The sequence below is a fragment of the Pseudomonas sp. SIMBA_041 genome, from assembly GCF_046535095.1.
GTDB lineage: Bacteria > Pseudomonadota > Gammaproteobacteria > Pseudomonadales > Pseudomonadaceae > Aquipseudomonas > Aquipseudomonas mucoides.
The window spans coordinates 262,103-283,348 of sequence record NZ_JAWRXJ010000009.1; the positions used below are offsets into that span (position 1 = coordinate 262,103).

Sequence of the window (21,246 nt, forward strand, 5' to 3'; positions counted from 1 at the left end):
ACTCAGAGTGTTGACTATGGACCCACGGCAGCCCAGTCTCCCCACTCCAGTTTTCACCAAGGAAACAGTCAATGCCCTTCGCAACGATTGATGGTCAACCCCTCCATTACCTGGATCAAGGCACCGGCCCGGCGGTCCTGCTGGCCGGCAGTTACCTGTGGGACCAGGCCATGTGGGCCCCGCAAATTGCTGCCCTGTCACCGCACTACCGGGTCATCGCTCTGGACCTGTGGGGCCACGGCGAATCCGGCTCGCTGCCCGCAGGCACGCAATCGCTGGACGACATTGCGCGCCAGGCCTTGGCGCTGCTCGATCATCTGGATATTGATCGCGTCACGCTGGTTGGGCTGTCTGTCGGTGGCATGTGGGGCGCGCGGCTGGCGCTGTCCGCACCGCAGCGAATCAACGGTCTGGTGCTGATGGACACCTACCTCGGGGTCGAGCCGGAACCGACTCGCCAGTACTATTTCTCGTTGTTCAAGCAGATCGAAGACACCGGCGTGATCTCGGCGCCGCTGCTCGACATCGTGGTGCCGATCTTCTTCCGTCCAGGCATCGATCCGCAGTCGGCGCTGTATCAGGAATTTCGCGCGAAGCTGGCCGCGCTGTCGCCGCAGCGTCTGCGTGAAAGCGTCGTGCCGATGGGGCGGATTACGTTTGCGCGGGATGATCTGTTGCCGCGTCTGAGGGCATTGAGTCCTGAAACCACGCTCGTGATGTGTGGCGATCAGGACAAGCCGCGGCCGCCGTCGGAAGCGAAGGAAATGGCTGAGCTGATCGGGTGCCCGTCTGTGCTGGTGCCGGAAGCGGGGCATATCTCCAGTCTGGAGAATCCCGGATTTGTCACGGAGGCGCTGCTGAAGTTTTTGGCTGAGAGGAATTAGTTAAATTTGCCGGCCTCATCGCGAGCAAGCTCGCTCCCACAGTTGATCGCATTCCCCTGTTGGAGCGAGCCTGCTCGCGATGGTGTCGATAAGTTCTACTTAGGTCCCAAAATTTTAGCCAACTTGTCCGGCGAAGGCGCGCCTTGCTGCTGTTGCAGCTCACCCTTGTCATCCATATAGAAAATCGCCGGCGTCGCCTGCAACTCCAGGTCCTCCATCAATTGCATGTTCGCCGCCAGTTTCAGCTGAATCGCCGGCGGCACTTCCTTCAGCGCCTTGAGCGAACTCTCCTTGCCAGCCTTTTCGTGCTCTTCCAGCGCTTTGCTCGGGTCCTTGGCCGCCAGCAATGCCGCCGATTTGCCCGGGCTGTCTTCGCGAATGATCCCGACCATGATGTGGCGCAATTGCACCTTGCCGGATTTCACCCATGGCCGCGCCTGTTCCCAGAACAGGTTGCAGTAAGGGCAGTTCGGATCGCTGAACAGGTACACGACACGCGGGGCATCTTTTTTGCCATCGCCGATCCAGTTACTGGCTTCCATCTTGCCCCAGACTTCCTTGGACATTGGCGCGTAGACCAGTTTCTGCAACGGCGCCGCGGACAGGTCATTGCCCTCGGCATCGTAGAGGTTGCCGAGCAACACATGCTTGCCATCCGGGGTCAGGTACAGCGCCATGCCACGGTTCTGGTATTGCGCCGCGTAACCGCGCAAGCCGTCGGGGGCATCGAACTGGCCGACGATTTTCGCACCCTTGGCTTCGATCTTCTTGATCGCTTCGGGCAGTTCTTCGGCGGCCTGCACCGACGGCAGGTGCAGCAGGGCGGCGCCGAGGGTCAGCGTCAGCAGGTGGCGGAGGCGGGGCATGGCAGTTTCCTTGGAGAAGTGGACGGTGCGGCAGAAGAAGGACTGTCGAAGTTTTCCAGGGCGCGGGCCAGACTGGCTTCCGAGAGCTCGCCCAAATGACTGCCCAACAGGCGGCCGTCATTGCTATAGAACAGCGTAGTCGGCAAAGCCATGGAACCCACGGCCTGACCCAAACGACCGCCACCATCGAACAGCACGTTGGTCAGGCTCAGGCCCTGGGTTTCGAGGAAGGTGGCGACGCTTTGCATGCTTTCGGCCTGATTGACGAACAGGAACGTCAGGTCCGGGCGGTGTTGCTGGGCATTTTCCAGTACCGGCATTTCTCGACGGCACGGCGGGCACCAGGTGGCCCAGAGGTTGATCACCAGCGGCCCCCCCTGGTAATCGGCCAGTTGCACGGTTTCACCGGCGGCATTACGCAAGCTGATTTCCGGCAGGCGTGTGCCTTGCTCATAAATGCTCAGGGAGACGGTCGCCAGCAGCCAGAACGCCAGGCCGCTGCCCACGCCGAATCCCAGAGGACGGCGCAGCCCCGGCCGACGCCAGCCGCGATACAGCGTGGCGAGCAGCAGCACAATCACCCCTGGCCAGGCGAGAAAACCGCCGTCGCGCAGGTCGATGATTTGCCACGGATCGTTGCGATAGTGCGTCCAGTAAATGGCGACGAAACTGACACGGGCCGCCAGCATTCCCATCAGGAACAGGCTGAACAGCACCGACTCGGGGTTCTCGCCACCCCGTTTGGCCACCCGCCAGCCGACAAATGTCGCCAGTGCCAAGGCACTGATCAGCAGCAGATGGTTAAGCGCGATGGCAAAGGTGCCGAGGGTAAAGGTCAGCATCAACGGGCGTCTCGGGTAGTGGTCCAGCGTTGCAGGAAGGTGTCGGCATCGACCTCGCCGGTGATGCGCTGGCTGCGACGCTCTTCGCCGTCGGCGCCGATCCACAGAAAACTCGGTGGCCCCGGCACTTTATAACGGCCGAGCAGTTCGCGGCTGGCGGCATTGTCGGCGGTGACGTCCAGCCGGAGCAAGCGCACATCGCTCAACGCTTCCATCACATGGGGTTTGCCGAACACCTGCTTTTCCATGACCTTGCACGACACACACCAGTCGGCGTAGTAGTCCAGCAGCACCCATTGGCCCTGGGCCTGGGCGGCGTCCAGTTCCTGTTGCAGCGCTTGCGCACTGTTGATCGTGGTGAACGCGTCATGGCCGGTCGGGCGAGCGGCATGACCGGAAGACGCTGAGGCGCTGTAGACCTGCAACGGTTTGAGCCAATCATCACTGCCCCCGGCGGCGCCAATCATCAGCAGACCGCCCCACATCCCAAGCAACAGCGCACTGGCGCCGAACAGATGGGCGACGCGGCCGAAACCTTCCGACTGTTTCCAGGCACTGTAGGCGGCGATCAGCAGCAAGGCGCCGCACAAACCGATCCACAGCGATTGATCCAGCACCGGGCGCAACATCAGCAGCGCGGTGGCGAGGAACAGGAAGCCGAAGATGCCTTTGAGCAAGTTCATCCAGGCGCCGGGTTTGGGCAGGAAACGAGTGCCCACGGTCACCAGCAACAACAGCGGCACACCGATGCCGATGCCCATGGCAAACAGAATCAGCCCGCCATTTAGCGCATTGCCGCTTTGCGCGATGTAGAGCAGGGCGCCGGCCAATGGCGCGGTCATGCACGGACCGACCAGCAACCCCGACAAGGCCCCGAGCACACCGGCACCGGTCAGGCTGCCGCCACGCTGATTGCGCGATACATTTTCCAGCCGGTCCCGCACCGCCACCGGCAGTTGCAGCTCGAAGAAACCGAACATCGGCAACGCCAGCAGGACAAATATCGCCGCGAAGCTGCCCAGCAGCCACGGGTTCTGCAACAGCGCCTGCAGGTTCGCCCCGAGCAGCGCGGCCAGCACGCCCATCGCCGCATACACCAGCGCCATGCTCACCACGTAACTGGTCGCCAACGCAAAGCCGCGTTTGGGTGTGGCCCCGCTGCCGACGATCAACCCGGCCAGAATCGGCAGCATCGGCAACGAGCAAGGCGTAAAGGCTAACAACAGCCCCAGGCCGAAGAACACCAGCAAACTCCAGCCCAGCGCCCGTTGTTGCAGGCCACTGGCCAGGGCTTGATCCGGTGCTTCGTTGGTTGTGCCTGCAATGCTGCCGCCCAGGTCCACGACCTGAGTCTGCGGTGGATAGCACAAACCGGCATCGGCACAGCCCTGGAAGCCCACCTTGATCTGACCGGTGGCGCCCGCTGGAATCTTCAGCTCAAGGCCTTGGCGATACACCTGTTGTTCGCCGAAGAATTCATCACTGTGCGCTTCGCCTTCGGGCAACTGCGGGCGCTGCTCCGGGGGCAATGCTTCGAATTTAAGGCGTTTCTGGTAAAGGTAATAACCGTCGGTAATTTGCCAGAAGAGCTGAGTTTCGCCTGATTCAAGGCGCTCGGAGGTCAAGACAAAGGCCTTTTCCACGGGCAGGAATTCAGGTTTGGTATCGAACGGATTGGTCCCTGCCTGGGCCACACCCGAGATCAAGAGAACAAAAAAAAGAATCAGTTGACGCATGGGTAAGCCTTATCCCTGTGCAAGTGAGGTGCACAATGGGAGGCGGCGATTAACCGATGATTAACCGCCGCCGGTGCTGCCCGCTGAGCTGATCAGAGGGCAGCCGCTACTGTTCAAGTCATCAGCTGCGCAACAGGCCTGGCCAGGACTGGTTGTCTACTGCGTGCGGGCCGGACACCAGGCGGTTTTGCGGGATGTTATAGATCAGGTACTGATTGCCGGTCAGAAAAACATAGAGCGCGTTGTCGGCAAAGGTTCGATCGTTTTGCGCCGCTGTAATAATGCGGTCTTTGTAAAGCGCCAGACCTGGCCACGTGGATTCTGTGATGGGCTCGAGTCTTATCGTTTGAATGGGTGTCTCAACAGGGTTAAAGAGGTTGTCGTCATATTTATCGTCTGCGTAGTCACGCAGAGGGGCGCGGGGCACCTCATCCCAGTCCAGGTAAAGAGAGTTTCCGTCATTCATGATGAATCGGAACAATGAACTGCGGTTGACTTGCCACCATGTCCCCGCAACGATCCGGTCAAAGTAAGGCAGCAACAGACGCCATTTGGAAGACCGGACGGTGCTTGTTTGCAGGACCGAATCAGTGTCCTGATTGTAGGCGCAGACCATGGGCGTATCGCCGTCATAATAGAATAACCACAGAATATCCAGGTCAGACGTATCCATCGGCTTATCCAGTGTCAGCCCGGTCGTGGCAAAGCCAAATCGCAGGTTCTTGACGTGGTTATCGAATGTTCCCCAACTTCCACTGACAGGGGAAGGATATCCAGCAGGGACTTCCTGGTCGCCGATATTGAAGCGAGCGTAAGTGTCGGTGTCTTTGAAGAAGAAATAAATTCTGTCTTTTCCTGCGCGCCAATCGACGGCAATACACTGTTCGAGTGTTGGCATGATCTGAATCCTTTCAGTCAAGTTAAAGTGGCTTTAAATAGAGGGGTAATATCTTTCGAAGTGTTTTTTTTTCGATGCCTGATTCCCGCCTCACAATATCGTGAGTCAACCAGTTCTCTTAAGTCTTTTATGAGGCTGTTTGTGTCTGTTTCAAAATCTGCCGTTTTTATAAAAAAGGCCTGATGTAAATCGGTACGATGGCCAGCCAAAGCCGTCGCTTCTCGTCAGCGACATGCCTTGCCATAATTGCGGCTTAATCCTCAGCTGCTTCACTGGTTTTTTTTGCTTCGGGAGCTCCCATGCATGTACTGGTTTGCGAAGACGATGAGCTGATCGCCAGCGGCATTGTTGCCGGCCTGACCGCGCAAGGCCTGACCGTCGAGCACGTCGCCACCGCGTCGTCTGCGCGCGCGATGCTCAAGGTTGCTGAATTCGATGTCATGGTGCTCGACCTCGGCCTTCCCGACGAGGACGGTCTGAAGCTGTTGCAGCAACTGCGTCACAACGGTCTGGAGATTCCGGTGCTGATTCTCACCGCGCGTGATTCAGTGACGGATCGGGTCGATGGCTTGCAAGCCGGCGCCGATGATTACCTGCTCAAACCGTTCGACCTGCGCGAACTGGCTGCGCGTCTGCACACGTTGCTGCGCCGGGTGGCGGGGCGCAGCGTCAACCTGATCGAACACGGTGCGCTGACCTACGACCCCAGCAGCCGCGAAACCCTGCTCGGCGGTCAACCGGTGGACCTGTCGCGTCGCGAGCAGGCGTTGTTGCAAGCCTTACTGCATAACCGCGGGCGCGTGCTCTCCACCGAGCAACTCAAGGACAGCGTCTACGGTTTCAACGACGAACTGGAAAGCAACGCCCTCAACGTGCACATCCATCACCTGCGGCGCAAACTCGGTAACGGCATCGTCGAAACCGTGCGCGGCCTGGGCTATCGCCTGGGGCCGGCTGATGGCGGAGAACCCTCGAAGTGATGAGCCTGCGTTTGCGCCTGAGCCTGACCCTCGGCGCCGCTTTTGCCTTGATCTGGGCCCTGGCGGCGGCCTGGATGCTCAGCGACCTGCGAAACCAAATGATGTTTTCCCTCGATCAGCGGCTGGTGGCTTCAGCGCGCATGGTCGCCGGCCTGATGGAGCAATTGCCCGCGTTGCCGACCAAGGGCGAGGGCACCCATTTCAGCGCTGAACAATTGAATGTCCCCGGCGGCATGGCCTGTCAGGTCAGTTCATTGCGTGGCGAAATCCTCGCCCGCAGTCACACCGATCCGCAGCAAACCCTGGAAGCCGAGAAAATGGGCTTTCACGACCAAATGATCGACGGCGCACCGTGGCGCAGTTTCACCCTGGCGCGCGGCGATCTGCGCATCACCACCGCCGACCGGCAAATCGAGCGCGAGGCGCTGAACATGTCGATCCTGCTGGCCGCGTCGGTGCCGGTGGGTGTGGCGTTGCTCGGCTGTTTGTGCCTGCTGTGGCTGGGCATCGGCCAAGGGCTGGCACCGCTCAACCGGATGCGCGATGCGCTGATGCGGCGTAGCGCCGATTCCCTCGAACCGTTGCAGATACAGCCGCTGCCTAGTGAACTGCAACCGCTGCTGGACACGCAGAATCAGCTGTTCCAGCGCATCGGCAAGACCATCGAACGTGAACGACGTCTGACCGGCGATGCGGCGCACGAATTGCGCAGCCCCCTGACCGCGATCAAGACCCACCTGCAAGTGGCGCGCATGACCGACGGCGCGGCGCGGGATCAATCCCTGGCCCGCGCCGAAGAGGGCGCCGACCGCATGCACCGGACTCTTGAACAACTGCTGTTGCTGGCGCGGGTCGAGGGCAGTTTGTCGTTCGACGACGGCGTACAGTGCAGCGCTGAACAAGTGGCGAAACTGGCCATCCAGGACGCCGCCAGCGGGGATCGGCAGCGCATCAAGCTGCAGATGCCGAACACGTTCTCCAGTGCGCCGGTGCAAATGCCCGCCGTGTTGTCGATTGCCGCGTTACGTAACCTGCTGGACAACGCCTTGCGCCATACGCCCGGCGATGGCGCCGTGGAATTGAGCCTGGAGACCACCGGCAATCGTGCGCGTTTTCTGGTTCGCGACCATGGACCGGGGATTGCAGAAGACGACCTGCAGCACCTGACCCAACGCTTCTGGCGCAATGGCCAGAGCACCGGTTGCGGGTTGGGGCTGGCGATTGTTCAGGCAATTGTCCAGCGCTGCGGCTGCACGTTGCGGTTCGACAGCCGACCGGATGGGTTGCGGGTTGAACTGACCATGCCCCTGCAAACAATCTAACTCACACCCCCAAACCCTGTGGGAGCGAGCTTGCTCGCGATAGCAATTTGTCAGTCACATCAATTCTGGATGTGCCACCGCTATCGCGAGCAAGCTCGCTCCCACAGGGGATCTGTGTTGCACATCAAATGTAACTTCTCTTCATTGGCCTTTTGCCGGCCGTCAGCGCTATCGTCCCCGGCAGCTTTTTCTCAATGGATTGAGGTAACAGCGCCATGGAAGCATCGGTTCACATCTGCAAGGCAACCTCCGCCGACGCGGGCATCATCAGCCGTATCCTCGAGCGCTCCATTCGGGTGGGGTGTGCACTGGATCACCGCAATGACCCGCGCACCGTCGCCACCTGGGTCCAGAACAAAACCATCGGCCACGTCCAGCCCTGGCTGGCTGACCCGCGGTTGTACCTCAACATCGCCCTGTTGCATGACAAACCGGTTGGCGTCGCGATGGCCAGCATCAGCGGCAAGGTCGCGTTCTGTTACGTGCAGCCGGAATGGTTCCGCCGCGGTGTCGGGCAAGCGCTGGTGCGCGACCTTGAAGGCTGGTTGATCGAGCAAGGTGTGCACCAGGCACGACTCAACAGCACCCGAACCGGCGAGGCCTTTTACCGGCATCTGGGTTACCAGGCCTGCGCTGAAACCTTCACGGTGGCCGGGCTTCAGGCGGTTCCCATGCACAAAGCGTTGTCGACGCTCTAAATCCTTGAGCCCCTGATGCGTTTCCAGAACAGGAAACCTTATTGAGGGGTCGAGAAATGTCAGTCGCTACCAGCCTTATCGAAGATCAGCCGGCCCGGATCGTCCCGACGCCTGCCGAAACGCTGTACCAGTTCAATGAATCGCCGCTGCTGGCCCGTCAAAACCAGCAGGAATCCAATGCCCGCAGCTACCCACGGCGTATTCCCCTGGCGCTGAAACGCGCCAAGGGCATTTATGTCGAGGACGTCGAAGGGCGCCATTTCATCGACTGTCTGGCCGGTGCCGGAACGCTGGCGCTGGGGCACAACCATCCGGTGGTGATCGAAGCGATCCGGCAAGTGCTGAGCGATGAACTGCCGCTGCACACGCTCGACCTGACCACGCCGGTCAAGGACCAGTTTGTGCAGGACCTGTTCGGGCTGCTGCCGCCGGCATTGGCTGCCGAGGCGAAAATCCAGTTTTGTGGCCCGACCGGCACCGACGCGGTGGAAGCCGCGCTGAAACTGGTGCGCACCGCCACCGGACGCAGCACCGTGTTGTCGTTCCAGGGTGGTTATCACGGCATGAGCCAGGGCGCATTGAGCCTGATGGGCAGCCTGGGGCCGAAAAAGCCATTGGGTGCCTTGCTCAGCAGCGGTGTGCAGTTCATGCCCTATCCCTACGATTACCGTTGCCCGTTCGGCCTCGGTGGGGCGCAGGGCGTGCAGGTCAATCTGAACTACCTGGAAAACCTGCTGAATGATCCCGAGGCCGGCGTGCAATTACCGGCCGCGGTGATTGTGGAAGTGGTACAGGGCGAAGGCGGCGTAATACCTGCGGATCTCGATTGGCTGCGCGGCGTGCGCCGCATCACCGAAAAGGCTGGCGTGGCTTTGATCGTCGATGAAATCCAGAGCGGTTTCGCTCGCACCGGCAAGATGTTTGCCTTTGAACACGCCGGGATCATTCCGGACGTGGTGGTGATGTCCAAAGCCATCGGCGGCAGCTTGCCGCTGGCAGTGGTGGTTTACCGCGACTGGCTCGACACCTGGCTGCCGGGCGCGCATGCCGGGACCTTCCGTGGCAATCAGATGGCCATGGCCGCCGGTTCCGCGGTGATGCGTTATCTGGTCGAACACAAGGTGTGCGAGCACGCGACCGCGATGGGCGAGCGCTTGAGCGAACACCTGCGCATCCTGCAGCGGGACTTCCCGCACATGGGCGACATCCGCGGTCGTGGCTTGATGCTCGGCGTTGAGCTGGTCGACCCGTCCGGTGCACCGGACGCTCAGGGTCATGCACCGATATCGGCTGCACTGGCGCCGTTGGTGCAGCGCGAATGCCTCAAGCGCGGGTTGATTCTCGAGCTGGGTGGCCGTCACGGCGGCGTGGTGCGCTTCCTGCCACCGCTGGTGATCACGGCGGCTGAAATCGATCAGGTGGCCGGGATTTTCGGTCGGGCCATGACCGCTGCCACCGCCAGTCTCTAAATTTTTTGCCGCCCTGAACGTTCTTTCTACATAACGGCTGCGCACGCCGCGCAGCCCACCCTACAGCGATGGAGAAACGCCCATGACTTCAGTATTCGACCGCGAGGACATCCTCTTTCAAGTCGTGGTCAACCACGAAGAGCAATACTCAATCTGGCCTGACTACAAAGCCGTGCCGGAAGGCTGGCGCACCGTGGGCAAAAGCGGTTTGAAAAAGGAATGCCTGGCTTACATTGAAGAAACCTGGACGGACATGCGCCCGCTGAGTCTGCGTCGCAAGATGGAAGAGCAGGCGGCAGTGGCTCACTGATTGACCGTACGAAAAAGCCCGCTGAACCGCGAAGGTCAGCGGGCTTTTTCATGCCTGAAAGTTGTGTTGTTTATCAGGCCTTCATCGCTGGCAAGCCAGCTCCCACATTGGATTCGGGGTGTGACACATATCCCTGTGGGAGCTGGCTTGCCAGCGATAAACGATAACGCGGTCCAACTGACTTAAACCCCGTTCAACCCCTTGATCACCAAGTCCACATTCCTCTCCAGCTCCGCCACCGGATCCGCGGCATCCACACTCAACACCACCAACCGGCTACCGGCCTCGGCGATCACCGCTTTCACCGCGTCCGAAGGCTGCCGATGATGCAACACCACCGCCACCTCGTTGTCCTTCAACGTCGCGCCCAATCGCTTGAGCGCTTCCGGCGTCCACTCGGCATCCGAGCGTGCATCGATCCCGATCAGCTCCAGATTGAGCCCGCCCATCAAATAGCCAAAGTGATCACTGAGGCTCATCACACTGAGAGTGTCAGCACTGGCCAGCCGCGCTTCGCTGTCGGCGCTGAACTTGAGCAAGCGCTGTTTCAGCGCCGCCAGGTTAGCCTCGATTGCAGGTTTGGCTTCTGGTGCCAGGCGCACGAGATCGGCGGCCATCACGTCCGCCATCCGCCCCATGTTGTTGCTGGACAACCACGGCTGACTGTTCAAACCCTCGACCTTGTTGTCCGGCTGCACGGCGATGCCGGGCAGGGCGCCGTCCACCGGGCGCGCGGCGTCGACTTCGACAATGCGAATGTTGCTGCGACGGGAGATCGGGTACAGCGGATCATCCGCCCACAGTGACCGCAGACCGATCACCGCGTCGGCGTGGGTTGCCAGTTTGGCCAGCGTCGGGGCACCACGGCCGGTGAAGTACGCGGTCTGACGGCTGCCAGGCAGGTTCGCCGGTGCGACGCGTTCAAGGTTGACGTCAGTTCCTTTGAGCAAGACTTCACCCAAGCCGTAAGTGATTGGCAAGGACGCCAGCACATGCAGTGGTTTGGCGTTGTCCGCCGCAAACGAGGTGTTGACCAGCCCGCAGAGCGCCACGGCCAGGGTCAATTGACGCAGAGAAAAAACCATTTATCCGAGATTCCCTTTGAGGCTGGGGACGACACCGCGCGCAATGGCGGACAGGGCGAAAGCGATACCGGCCACCAAAATGATCGCGGCACCGGACGGGATGGGCAAGTCGAACACAATCGGCGCCAGAATCCCGCACAGCGTGCTCACCGTGGCGATCAGCACCGAACACCAGAAAAAGCCTTTGAGCGACTGGCTGAGCAAGCGCGCGGCGGCGGCTGGAATCACCAGGAGCGCGCCGACCAGAATCGCGCCGATGACCTTCACCGCGGCCACGGTGATCAGCGTCACCAGAATCACAAACAGGTAATCCAGGGTCTTCACCGCCACCCCGCGCACCGCCGCCAATTGCGGGTTGAAACTGGCGAGCATGATGCGGTTGTACAGTGGCAAGGCCAGCGCCATGACCAGCGAACCGACGATGGCCAGGACCGCCAGATCGTTACCGTTGACGGTCAACACCGATCCGAACAACACGTTTTCCAGAATGTGCACGTTGATCTTGCCCGCCAGAATCAGCAGCAGGCTCGCGCCCAATGCCAGCGACACCGACAGGAATACGCCGATCAAGGTATCCGGCGCCAGGCCGGTGCGGTTGCGCAGGTAATTGAGCAAAATGCCGAACAGCAGGCAGTAACCGAACAGGCTGCCATAAGGCCCGGTGTAGGGCTCGCCGAGCAGGATGCCGATGGCCACGCCGGTCAACGCCGCATGACCCACCGCTTCGGAGAAAAACGCGAAGCGCTTGACCACCACCAATGTGCCCAATCCACCGAGTACCGGGCCGATCAACAGGCCGGCGAGCAGTGCGTTGACCACAAATCCGTAGGCCAGCGCCTCGGGCAGATACCCCGAAGACGCCCAGCCCTGAACCATCAAGCGAAAGGCTTCGTAGCTCATTTGGCAGCGCTCCGTGGATGGGTGGAAAACAGAGTCAGCAGACGTTCCGGGGTCAGGGCCTGTTTCGGCGTGGCATCGAACAACACCCGGCGATTGAGCCCGGTGACGCGATCCGCCAGGCGCCCGACGGCCTCCAGATCGTGCTCGATCCACAGCACGGTGATGCCGCTTTGGCGCCAGTCGCCGAGCAGCCGTTCGAACACCCGGATACCGGCTTCATCCAGCGCCGACATCGGTTCGTCGAGCACCAGCAGTTGCGGCGCCGGGATCAGCCCTTGAGCCAGCAATACCCGTTGACGCTCACCGCCGGACAATGCGCCCATGCGCCGTTTGCGTTTGTCCTGCATGCCGACCCGTTCCAGCGCTTCACCGATCGCGGCGGCGTAGTGTTTGCTCAAACCGAGGAACGCCGGGCGGCGCTGGCACATGGCGGCCATGAAATCGTCGACGGTCATGGGCAGGCCGCGATCAAACTCCAGGGCTTGCGGCACGTAGCCGATGGTCCCGGGTATGTCCGGCCATTGCAGGCTCAGCTTCCCCTGATGCGGCATCTGTCCGAGCAGGGTCTTGATCAGCGAACTCTTGCCACCGCCGTTGGGGCCGACCAGCGCGTGCACACTGCCGGGGGAAACCTGAAAGGTCACGTTGTCGAGGATCGTTGTACGCCCGAGGGTCAGGCTGACATCGCTGAAGTCCAAGGTCGGGCCGCTGGTTTGGGCCGAGAGGTTTTCTTGAGCAGTCATTGACCCGACTCCTGTATCGCCCGGACCACAGTGTTGAGGTTGCCGGTCATTTCCTTTTCGTACTTGTCGGCGGTGTATTCGCCATAGGAAATGTGCGACAGCGGGTACAGCTTCACCCCGGATTCACGCTGGATGGTGTCGACGTAAGTGGAGGGGAAATCCATCTCCGAGAAGATCACTTTCACGTCCAGTTCGCGCAGTTGGTCGATGGTCTTTTTCAACTGACTCGGGCTCGGTTCTATGCCGTGCGCAGGTTCAACCACCGCAGTGACTTCGAGGCCGAATTCACGCAGCAGGTAATCGTAAGCCGCGTGAACGGTGGCCACGCGAAGTGCGGCGTTGGGTGCCTGGGTCAGCTTCGCCAAGGCGTCGGCGCGCATCTGCCGCAGACGTTTGCCGTAGGCGCGGGCGTTTTGCGTATAGGTCTTGGCGTTGGCCGGATCAAGCTTGCCCAGTTCCCGGGCGATGTTGTTGACCTGGGCAATCGAGGCGCTGATCGACAGGAACGTGTGCGGGTTGACCACCTTGCCCGCACCGCGTGCGGCGACGCCAGTGGCGGCCAGCAGCGGCACGTTTTCGTTGGCTTCGATCACCGTGATGTTCGGGGTTTCGCTGGCGGCAATCATGCGGTCGGCGAAGTCGTCATGACCGACGCCATTGAGCACGATCACGTCCAGTCCGCTGATGCGCTTGATGTCCTCGGCGCGGGGCTCGTAGGCGTGCGGATTGAAACCGGCCGGAATCAGCGGCACCACATCAGCCTTGTCGCCGACGATGTTGGCGACGTAGCTGTAATAAGGGTGCAGGGTGATGCCGATGCGCAGGCGTTTGGCGTCGTCGGCATGGGCCAGAGGAGTCAGCAGGCAGGCCAGCAAGCCGACCGATAGCAGGCGCAGGAAAGATGAAATAGGCATGGGAAAGCGGTCTTCTCTCGGTTGAAGGCGAGGGGTCAGTGCCGATGCTGGCGGGTCACGCCGGCATCGAATTGCGCGACGATCAGTTGCCAGCCGGTGCTTTCGAGGGCGGCGTCCGTCAGGTCGGTCGGGGCTTGGAGGTCGGTGGCGCGGTGGAGCCAGATGTCCGGTGCCTCGTCGCCAGCGGTCAGGCGCATCAAAAACGAACCAGCCACGGCGGGTGCCTGGCTCTGGCCGAAGTACGCCTTGGCGTCGAGCAATTGCCATTGATGGGCGCCACGACTGACGGAGCTGGCGTCTTGGGCGAAGGGTGCAAAACCTTCCTCGGCGAGGGCTTCAGGTGTTGGCAGGGTTTGCTGTTCCTGTTGCAGCAAGTGAATCTCGTCCAGCGTTACCCGCAGGTCGGCGTAGATCCCTTGCTCGGACGCGCTCAAGTCGCGGCGGGCATCCAGTTGATGGCTGCCGACGCTGCTCACGGCCTGGGACTCGTGGCGCCAGGCAACCACCGAACCGGCTACCGCCAGAATCATCAGGCACAACAGCAGCACATAAAGGGTTTCGTGGCCGGCACCGGCCGGACGGACGACGTATGTGGTGGGCGTACTCATGGGGTTTCGATGTCCGCTTGGTCGATCTCGACGACGTGGCCGGGACCGGCGTCGAACAGCACATAAAATTCCGCGCCGGGTTTCTTGAAGGTCAGCGTGGAATCGGCGCCGAGCTTGCCCGGCACCAGAATGGTTTCGTCGTAGCCGATCACGTCCAGGGTCACGCCCGGTGCGCCGCTGCCGTCGGAGAAGCCGCCGGTGCATTTGATCTGTTCGGCATCGACGGCTTTGCATTCGCACATCGGGTTGTGCGCCAGCGCGCTGGCACTGAATCCGGCGCAGAGCACCAGCAACACAGTTTGAAGTGGGCGAAAAATGCTGATCATGGTTTGCCTCCTTGTTGGTTCAGCCACGCGACGGTGGCCGGCGATGCCTGGCTCAGGGGGAGGGCGGCCTGGTGCATCGCGCCGTCCCAGCCTTCCATGGTGATCCACAGCTCGGCGTCAGCCTTGGTCTTTTCCGGGATCGGCACCATGGCGCCCATGCGATGCGGCGTGCCGAAGAAAATCACCCCGGCGGCCCGCAGGCTGCGCGGTTTGCCGATGCGCAGGTAAGTCGCCTTGACCTGATCGCGGCAGCTGTCGCACAGTGCGGCGGTGAAGTTCTTCATGTGGCCGGCGGGTCCGTCGAGCGTCGGGGCTTCATTGCGCAGTTCGGCCAGGCGCAGGCTCCACGGGCCGACCTGGATTTCCCCTATCTCCCGCTCACCGAGCCCGGTATCTCCGCGAAACAGCGCCTCGTCAGCGAAGTATTTGGGCATGAACCCCAGTGGCACCAACAACAGCAGAACGTTGATATGGAAGCGCCATTTGAGCCAGAAGCGGCGCAGGGTCGAGTCCGGTGTTTGCTTGGCGTGCGCGTTCATTGGCTGACCTCCGTCGCGGCTTGCACCCGTGGCTGTTTGTGGCTGCGCTTGAGAGCGTTGGCGGTGGCGAGGGCGGTGCGTTTGGTCCAGATCAGCAGGCCGCTGAGGACCATCATGCTCAGGATCAAACCGAAGAAGAACCAGATCAGTTTGATCCAGATCCCGCCGAAATCACCGGTGTGCAAGGGGCGCATGGACTCGGTCACCAGCTCCAGGCCGCTGCGGTCCGACAGCAAGCGCGTGGCGGCGACGTCGCCGGTGTATGGGTTGATATCGGCCGTCTGGTACATCAGCGGATACCAACTGCGTCCACCCACCGACAAGTAGCTGTAGGCATTGGCGGGCAGGCTGACGAAGCTGTCTTCCAGGCCGGGAATGCGTTCCTTGGCCTGGGCAATCGCGGTTTCGAGGCTGATCGTCGGTGCAGGGGAGCCATCGCTGCTCACCGGTACGCTTTCACGCGGCACCACCAGGGCCACCGGCGCGGTGGAAATCGAGACCTGGTTATCGAACATGAACGCCTGAATCAGGAACCAGGTGCTGGTGATGGAAATCACCGCAATAAACCAGATCGACCAGATGCCACTGAGGCGATGAAAGTCGCCCCAGAAAATCCGCGCGCCATGACGAATACGCAGGGTCGGCCGGAAGAAGCCCTTCCAGAATTTTTTGTAGACCACCAGCCCGGTGACCAGCGAGGCCAGCAGCGGCAGGCTCAAGAAGGACACCAGGTACCAGCCCCAGCTGTAGCCATTGGTGAACGGCACCAGCCACCAGCCGTGCAACGCGCGGGTAAACGCCTTGAAATCGAAGGCCGGGGCGGTGCCCTGAATAACGCCGCTGTACGGGTTGACGTACACGGTCACCGAGCGGCCGTCGGGGTAGCTGACGCTGACGTCGAGGGCGAAGTGGGATTCATCGGGGCGGCTGATGGATTCGACCAGCGTGTCCGGTTCGGCCTGTTTGATTGCCGCGATGATCTGGTCATAGCTGAGTAACGGCGCATCGTCCGACGGCTGGCTGGCGCGCATTTGCGGGTTGGCCAGCCAGACGATTTCCTGACTGATCACCGCCAATGTGCCGGTGACACAGACAATCAGCACGAAAAACCAGATCGGTAATGCCAGCCAGCTGTGGACCAGAAACCAGAGTTTGGAACGGGATTTCTTCGACATGATTAAAGGTCTTGTATCGATGAGAGAACCTCTGCTGCGGGCTTCCCAGCGATGAGGTCCATGAAAAGGCCAGCGATGGCTGTTGCGGGCGCACGCCGACTGCATCTCTATAAGACGGATGAGGAACAGAAATCCCGAAGGGGGAGATGAAAGTAAATGTTTCTTATTGGCGAGAAGTTGTTACCGGGGGGATTTGCGATGTTGGGGATGGCCCCATCGCGAGCAAGCGCGCTCCCACAGGATCACCGCTGTACCTGTGGGAGCGAGCTTGCTCGCGATGGGGCCCGATCAGGCGACAAAGCTCTCAACCCTGCTGAAACATCTCCTTCGCCCGCTGCTCAATCTGCGCTTGAGTCAGGTTTTCCTTGCGCGTGGCCAAAAACCACAAATGCCCATACGGATCTTTCAACGTCCCGGAGCGGTCGCCATAAAACTGATCCTTAACCTCGGACACCACCGTGCCACCCGCATCAATCGCCTGTTTATAGGACTTGTCCACATCCGTCACATACAGATGCAGACCCACTGACGGCGACTTGTCCGGGTTGCTCAACGGCCCCTGATCACATGGCGTGCCGAGCATGATCGGGCAGTCGCCGATCCTCAGTTCGGCGTGACCAATGCCGCCATCGGGCATGGCCAGGCGCATGACTTCGATGGCGCCAAAGGCCTTCTTGTAGAACTCGATCGCTTCGGCCGCTTTTTGAATGCCCAGATACGGGGTGATGCTGTGATAACCCTCTGGAATGGGTTTGACGCTCATGATGAATCTCCCTGTTTGTTGTTGTGGGTGGAAAGTGTCCTGCGCCGATTTCCGGCCGAATAAATATAGGTCAGCGTCGTGTTGCCAGCCGAGCACCCGACGAGCAGCCACACTGTTCAGCCAGCAACAGCGCGGCAGCAGATTGCTCGGCTGCATCATCAGAAACGCTGATAAATTCCCGTCACCCCCCCCCCCGAAAGCAGGGGGGCTCGGCACAGAAGCTGCAATGGCTCTGTTAAATACAGTTGTAGAGAACTCGCGCTCGGTGAGTCAGGTCAACCTGGCGTTTGTCATTGCCAACGACGCGCTGGAAGCGGGGATCGACACCAACAGCGCGTTGATTGTCGAGAAGGGCAGGAGCCTGTACATCGAATTTCTGGCGGCGCGGCCGGACAACATCAATGATCCGGCCTTGCAGAAACTGGCCAAGGCGTTGAATTCGGATGAGGAACGGCAGTTCATCCTGACCCGCGATAGCCGCGTCGCTATTTCGGACCTGTCCCCAATTCCAGCAGCTGCGCTCCCGGCCCCTGTTCCCCCAGCACATCGCCAAAATTACGCAACGGACACGCCTCCATCGACAAACACCCACACCCGATGCAGCCATTGAGCTTGTCGCGCAGCAACGTCAGCTGATTGATCCGTTCATCCAGGTCCTGACTCCATTGCGCCGACAACACCTTCCAGTCCGCCGCCGTCGGTGCGCGGTTATCCGGTAGCGATTTCAACGCTTCACCGATCTCCGCCAACGGAATCCCCAGGCGCTGCGCGACTTTGATCAGCGCCACCCGCCGCAACACTTCCCGTGGATAGCGCCGCTGGTTGCCCTGATTGCGCGTGCTGTTGATCAGCCCCTTCGATTCATAAAAGTGCAGCGCCGTGATCGCCACACCGCTGCGGGCGGCCAATTGGCCGACGGTGAGTTCCTTGTGCAGAGTGTCCGGGGTGATCATTTAAAAATCCTACTTGACCTCTAGTTAACTCGAGGTTTTACCCTGCAGGCCTTCGGATCGCAAGATCCGCCTGACACGTGAGGGGGACTATTCATGCAATCGTCAGAGAACAATCGCAGCTTCACCCAACTGATCGAGTTCGAGATCGAGCCGCATCAGCAGCCTGCACTGGTGTCGGCGTTGTCCCGGCAGACCGAGCGTCTGGCCCGGGATTTCAGTGGTTTTCTGAGTGCCAGCATCCAGGCCAGCGACGACGGCCGGCGGGTGCTCAACTACCTGCAATGGCAAACCCGCGCGGCGGGAGAGGCGGCCTTTCGCAGTTTCGAAAGCGGCGAGCAGGATTTCTGGCAGCTGATCCGCGCGCATCAGGCGAAGACCGTGACGTTCGGCTCGTTCCAGGTGCTGCACAGCCTGGCGCTCAGCCACGACAACGCGCTGCACTGCCGCCTGGTGGGTTAAATCGACAACTGCATCACCCGCTCGCCCTGGACATTCTCCATCCCCCGGCGTTTGTTCACGGCCAGTTCGCCGATCTTGATCAGCCGCGTGCGCGTCACGTTTCGGCTCAGGCCCAGCAGGGCAGCGGTGTGCACCTGATTGCGCTTTCTGCAGCAAGACGAATGCGGGCCTTCAAGGGCTCACCGATTATTTGGTAGTTGGCGAAATCGGCTTCGGTGGCGTAGACGCCAATCGGCAAAAAATAAATATTTATAGTTCGTTAATGAATATGTTTTGGCGTACCTGGAGAGTGTTTACCAAAGTCGATAGCCACTATTGAGAGCGTTGATTTCTGCCCGCCAAGCCGCGCGAGTAGCCTGTGTTCATTCCCCCGAACCCAGATGCAGGACGCCAAAAACGAAACCTCTAATCGCCACTTTTCTGCTGCTCGCGGTCTCTGTGCTTGCCGGATGTGCCAGTCATGTTTCACCGGAATTGCGGCCGTACACCGCCGAGGAATCAAAGGAATTGGCGCTAGAGGATTTGAATCGTCGTGGCCTGTCCTTCGAGGAATACCACGCGAAGAAAGCCGCCTTGCTCGGTCAACCGCAAAAGTCGTTCAGCTTCGATAAACAGGGCGAGATGAACGCCGAACGTGCTGTACAGCTTCATGGTCGTCCAAGCTGATCGAAAACTGTACCGCTCGAAGTTTCACGTAACTGTCCATGGGTTTCCGGCAAGGCGTGCGATAGGGTCTTAACACCCGATTGACCCTCATGGACTGCCGCTGATGACGCTTTCACTCGATCTGCTGATGGGCTTGGCCTTGTTTGCGCTCGTCACCTCGATTACTCCCGGCCCCAACAACACCATGTTGCTGGCATCGGGTGTGAACTTTGGCTTTAACCGCACCATCCCGCATATGTTGGGCGTCACCTGTGGTTTCTTTGTCCTGGTGGTCGCCGTCGGGTTCGGCCTCGGTGCCGTGTTTAAAACCTATCCTTTGCTCTATACCGTGCTGCGTTACGTCGGCGCGGCGTATCTGCTGTACCTGGCATGGAAAATCGCCCATTCAGGTCCGGTCTCCGAGAGCGAGAACGGCGAAAGCAAACCCATCACTTACCTGGGCGCAGCGGCGTTCCAATGGGTCAATCCAAAGGCGTGGATCATGGCCATCGGTGCCATCAGCACCTACACGCCGATGCAGGGTTATTTCACCAACGTGATCATCATTGCGGCGGTGTTTGCCTTGATCAACCTGCCGAGCGTCGGTCTCTGGGCCGGGTGCGGCACGTTGTTGCGCAATGTGTTGAAGGACCGCCGCTGGTTGCGCCTGTTCAACTGGGGCATGGCGGCGCTGTTGGTGGCGTCGCTGTATCCGTTACTTCTTGAAAGCTTTAGCTGACGCATTGCTTCAACCGGTTGCCCGATGCCTGTTAAGCTCGACTTCAGGAGCGTTCCTACGCACTTTTAAATGAAGTTGTTCTTCTTTAACGGCTTCCGATCAGGTATTTCTAACGTGCTGAAATATCGGCGCAGCTCACAAGGCTGCGCCTCGACGTTTCCGTCATGAGCTTCCTGATCCCGGAACACGCTCTGCGAGTCTTTTATGAATAAGCGTCCGTTGTATTTCGATTACGCCGCCACCACGCCGGTGGATGAGCGGGTCATCAAGGTCATGGTCGAGTGTCTGGGTTTTACCGGCAATTTCGGCAACCCGGCGTCCAGCTCCCATGCCTATGGTCAGCAAGCCCGACAGTCGGTCGAGCACGCCCGGCAGCAGGTTGCCGAACTGGTTGGCGCCACGGCGCAGCAAATCGTCTGGACCTCCGGCGCCACTGAATCCAACAACCTCGCGCTCAAAGGCGTGGCCCAGGCCCGTGGTGTCAGCGGCGGGCACATCATTACCAGCCAGATCGAACACAAGGCGATTCTCGACACGGCGAAGCAATTGCAGGACGCCGGGGTTGCGGTCACGTACCTGGTGCCTGACGCCGAAGGTTTGATCACGGCGCAAGCAGTCAGCGAAGCGATGCGCGAAGACACCTTTCTGGTGTCGCTGATGCTGGTCAATAACGAACTCGGCACTGTCAATGATATCGCCGCCATCGGCGAAGTCGTGCGTGCTCGCGATGCGTTGTTTCACGTCGACGCCGCTCAAGGCGCGGGCAAGGTGGCCATTGATCTGGCGCGCCTGCCGGTCGACCTGATGTCGTTTTCCGCGCACAAGATCTACGGTCCCAAAGGCATCGGTGCGTTGTACGTCGGCCCGCGCGCTCAGCAACGCTTGCAGGCTCAGATTCACGGCGGTGGTCACGAAGGCGGGTTGCGCTCCGGTACCCTGGCGACTCATCAGATCGCAGCCATGGGCGCGGCCTTCGCCTTGGCCGCCGACCTGTTCGATGACGAGAAAGCCACGATCGTGCGCTTGCGCGAACGGTTGCTTGAGCAGTTGCTGAGCCTTCCCGGTGTTCGCCTCAATGGCAGCCCGGCCCAGCGCATTCCCCACACCCTCAGCCTGACGTTCAGCGAAGGTGAGTTCAATTCTGCGGCGTTGAGCCATTCGATCGCTTTTTCTGCGACGTCGGCCTGTAACTCCGCCAGCAACGCGCCATCCCATGTGCTGCTGGCCCTGGGGCATGACGCCCGCTCGGCGAGTCGCACCATCCGCTTGAGCCTCGGCCGGTTCACCACCGAGCAAGACATCGACCAAGCGGTGCACCTGATCAAAGCGGCCTGCGCCAGTGCCCCGGCATTCTGGCAGTAGCGCCTTAAAGCGCCGACTCAGATCGGCACT

At 60.5% G+C, this 21,246-nt stretch carries 24 protein-coding genes and 3 pseudogenes; 11 read left to right on the forward strand and 16 right to left on the reverse strand.

Translation table 11 applies throughout. The features are described 5' to 3' along the window. Positions 1 to 71 precede the first annotated feature (71 nt). Positions 72 to 884: an alpha/beta fold hydrolase gene (locus tag SB725_RS22635; protein WP_410922595.1), complete on the forward strand. Its 813-nt coding sequence runs from the start codon at positions 72 to 74 to the stop codon at positions 882 to 884. Between the two features lie 95 nt (positions 885 to 979). On the opposite strand, the gene dsbG is transcribed toward SB725_RS22635, so the two are convergent. From dsbG to SB725_RS22655, 4 genes are all read right to left on the reverse strand, one after another. After that, entirely contained in the window at positions 980 to 1,750 is a 771-nt protein-coding gene (gene dsbG, locus SB725_RS22640; protein ID WP_194940725.1) for a thiol:disulfide interchange protein DsbG, read from the reverse strand. Continuing rightward, positions 1,726 to 2,592, reverse strand: coding sequence for a TlpA disulfide reductase family protein (locus SB725_RS22645; RefSeq protein ID WP_059182424.1), 867 nt, complete (start codon positions 2,590 to 2,592; stop codon positions 1,726 to 1,728). Before SB725_RS22645 ends, dsbG begins: the two co-directional genes overlap by 25 nt. Then, complete coding sequence (gene dsbD / locus SB725_RS22650) at positions 2,592 to 4,328, reverse strand: protein-disulfide reductase DsbD (protein WP_027925775.1); 1,737 nt, start codon at positions 4,326 to 4,328, stop codon at positions 2,592 to 2,594. The genes SB725_RS22645 and dsbD overlap by 1 nt, the downstream gene beginning before the upstream one ends. Before the next feature lie 121 nt (positions 4,329 to 4,449). Further along, positions 4,450 to 5,226 carry a hypothetical protein gene (locus tag SB725_RS22655; protein WP_027925776.1) on the reverse strand — a complete coding sequence of 259 codons (777 nt, stop codon included), beginning with the start codon at positions 5,224 to 5,226 and terminating at the stop codon, positions 4,450 to 4,452. 299 nt (positions 5,227 to 5,525) lie between these two features. Here SB725_RS22655 and SB725_RS22660 point away from each other — a divergent pair, with 299 nt between their 5' ends. From SB725_RS22660 to SB725_RS22680, 5 genes are all read left to right on the forward strand, one after another. Continuing rightward, positions 5,526 to 6,206, forward strand: coding sequence for a response regulator (locus SB725_RS22660; RefSeq protein WP_027925777.1), 681 nt, complete (start codon positions 5,526 to 5,528; stop codon positions 6,204 to 6,206). Continuing rightward, entirely contained in the window at positions 6,203 to 7,528 is a 1,326-nt protein-coding gene (locus SB725_RS22665) for an ATP-binding protein (RefSeq protein WP_027925778.1), read from the forward strand. Before SB725_RS22660 ends, SB725_RS22665 begins: the two co-directional genes overlap by 4 nt. A gap of 215 nt (positions 7,529 to 7,743) precedes the next feature. Beyond that, on the forward strand, positions 7,744 to 8,226 hold the full coding sequence (locus SB725_RS22670; RefSeq protein ID WP_059182425.1) for a GNAT family N-acetyltransferase: 483 nt from the start codon (positions 7,744 to 7,746) through the stop codon (positions 8,224 to 8,226). A gap of 56 nt (positions 8,227 to 8,282) precedes the next feature. Then, entirely contained in the window at positions 8,283 to 9,695 is a 1,413-nt protein-coding gene (locus SB725_RS22675) for an aspartate aminotransferase family protein (protein WP_410922596.1), read from the forward strand. Positions 9,696 to 9,777: 82 nt separating this feature from the next. Then, entirely contained in the window at positions 9,778 to 10,005 is a 228-nt protein-coding gene (locus SB725_RS22680; RefSeq protein ID WP_027925781.1) for an MbtH family protein, read from the forward strand. A gap of 182 nt (positions 10,006 to 10,187) precedes the next feature. On the opposite strand, the gene SB725_RS22685 is transcribed toward SB725_RS22680, so the two are convergent. The 9 genes from SB725_RS22685 to SB725_RS22725 all read right to left on the reverse strand — a co-directional run bounded on the left by SB725_RS22685 (position 10,188) and on the right by SB725_RS22725 (position 17,058). After that, positions 10,188 to 11,090, reverse strand: coding sequence for a metal ABC transporter substrate-binding protein (locus SB725_RS22685; RefSeq protein ID WP_410922597.1), 903 nt, complete (start codon positions 11,088 to 11,090; stop codon positions 10,188 to 10,190). Continuing rightward, complete coding sequence (locus tag SB725_RS22690; protein ID WP_027925783.1) at positions 11,091 to 11,990, reverse strand: metal ABC transporter permease; 900 nt, start codon at positions 11,988 to 11,990, stop codon at positions 11,091 to 11,093. Beyond that, on the reverse strand, positions 11,987 to 12,733 hold the full coding sequence (locus tag SB725_RS22695; RefSeq protein ID WP_059182427.1) for a metal ABC transporter ATP-binding protein: 747 nt from the start codon (positions 12,731 to 12,733) through the stop codon (positions 11,987 to 11,989). The genes SB725_RS22690 and SB725_RS22695 overlap by 4 nt, the downstream gene beginning before the upstream one ends. Continuing rightward, positions 12,730 to 13,647, reverse strand: coding sequence for a metal ABC transporter substrate-binding protein (locus tag SB725_RS22700; protein WP_027925785.1), 918 nt, complete (start codon positions 13,645 to 13,647; stop codon positions 12,730 to 12,732). Before SB725_RS22700 ends, SB725_RS22695 begins: the two co-directional genes overlap by 4 nt. A 35-nt stretch (positions 13,648 to 13,682) precedes the next feature. Next, positions 13,683 to 14,255, reverse strand: a complete 573-nt coding sequence (locus SB725_RS22705; RefSeq protein ID WP_027925786.1) for a DUF6162 family protein — start codon at positions 14,253 to 14,255, stop codon at positions 13,683 to 13,685. Next, a complete protein-coding gene (locus SB725_RS22710) occupies positions 14,252 to 14,581 on the reverse strand; it encodes a hypothetical protein (RefSeq protein ID WP_027925787.1) in 330 nt (109 codons plus the stop codon). The genes SB725_RS22705 and SB725_RS22710 overlap by 4 nt, the downstream gene beginning before the upstream one ends. Further along, positions 14,578 to 15,120, reverse strand: a complete 543-nt coding sequence (locus SB725_RS22715) for a hypothetical protein (RefSeq protein ID WP_027925788.1) — start codon at positions 15,118 to 15,120, stop codon at positions 14,578 to 14,580. Before SB725_RS22715 ends, SB725_RS22710 begins: the two co-directional genes overlap by 4 nt. After that, positions 15,117 to 16,295 (reverse strand): PepSY-associated TM helix domain-containing protein, encoded by a 1,179-nt coding sequence (locus SB725_RS22720; RefSeq protein WP_059182429.1) that lies wholly within the window; start codon positions 16,293 to 16,295, stop codon positions 15,117 to 15,119. The genes SB725_RS22715 and SB725_RS22720 overlap by 4 nt, the downstream gene beginning before the upstream one ends. Positions 16,296 to 16,599: 304 nt before the next feature. Then, on the reverse strand, positions 16,600 to 17,058 hold the full coding sequence (locus SB725_RS22725) for a VOC family protein (RefSeq protein ID WP_027925790.1): 459 nt from the start codon (positions 17,056 to 17,058) through the stop codon (positions 16,600 to 16,602). 256 nt (positions 17,059 to 17,314) lie between these two features. On the opposite strand from SB725_RS22725, the pseudogene SB725_RS22730 reads away from it, so the two are divergent. Continuing rightward, a pseudogene (locus tag SB725_RS22730) lies at positions 17,315 to 17,530 on the forward strand (MetQ/NlpA family ABC transporter substrate-binding protein); the annotation flags it as partial. A 13-nt stretch (positions 17,531 to 17,543) separates the two neighbouring features. Here SB725_RS22730 and soxR read toward each other — a convergent pair. Continuing rightward, complete coding sequence (gene soxR / locus SB725_RS22735) at positions 17,544 to 18,011, reverse strand: redox-sensitive transcriptional activator SoxR (RefSeq protein WP_410922598.1); 468 nt, start codon at positions 18,009 to 18,011, stop codon at positions 17,544 to 17,546. A gap of 93 nt (positions 18,012 to 18,104) precedes the next feature. Between soxR and SB725_RS22740 the strand changes: the two genes are divergently transcribed. Then, positions 18,105 to 18,470: an antibiotic biosynthesis monooxygenase gene (locus SB725_RS22740; RefSeq protein WP_027925792.1), complete on the forward strand. Its 366-nt coding sequence runs from the start codon at positions 18,105 to 18,107 to the stop codon at positions 18,468 to 18,470. Here SB725_RS22740 and SB725_RS22745 read toward each other — a convergent pair. Together SB725_RS22745 and SB725_RS22750 are read right to left on the reverse strand one after the other, a co-directional pair. Then, a pseudogene (locus tag SB725_RS22745) lies at positions 18,467 to 18,610 on the reverse strand (sigma-54-dependent Fis family transcriptional regulator); the annotation flags it as partial. The gene SB725_RS22740 and the pseudogene SB725_RS22745 overlap by 4 nt on opposite strands. Further along, a pseudogene (locus tag SB725_RS22750) lies at positions 18,577 to 18,708 on the reverse strand (hypothetical protein); the annotation flags it as partial. The pseudogenes SB725_RS22745 and SB725_RS22750, both read right to left, overlap by 34 nt. 170 nt (positions 18,709 to 18,878) lie before the next feature. On the opposite strand from SB725_RS22750, the gene SB725_RS22755 reads away from it, so the two are divergent. From SB725_RS22755 to SB725_RS22765, 3 genes are all read left to right on the forward strand, one after another. After that, entirely contained in the window at positions 18,879 to 19,136 is a 258-nt protein-coding gene (locus SB725_RS22755; RefSeq protein ID WP_410922603.1) for a hypothetical protein, read from the forward strand. Positions 19,137 to 19,239: 103 nt separating this feature from the next. Next, a complete protein-coding gene (locus SB725_RS22760; protein ID WP_027925794.1) occupies positions 19,240 to 19,854 on the forward strand; it encodes a LysE family translocator in 615 nt (204 codons plus the stop codon). Positions 19,855 to 20,058: 204 nt separating this feature from the next. Continuing rightward, positions 20,059 to 21,216 (forward strand): aminotransferase class V-fold PLP-dependent enzyme, encoded by a 1,158-nt coding sequence (locus SB725_RS22765; protein WP_027925795.1) that lies wholly within the window; start codon positions 20,059 to 20,061, stop codon positions 21,214 to 21,216. Positions 21,217 to 21,246: the final 30 nt, after the last annotated feature.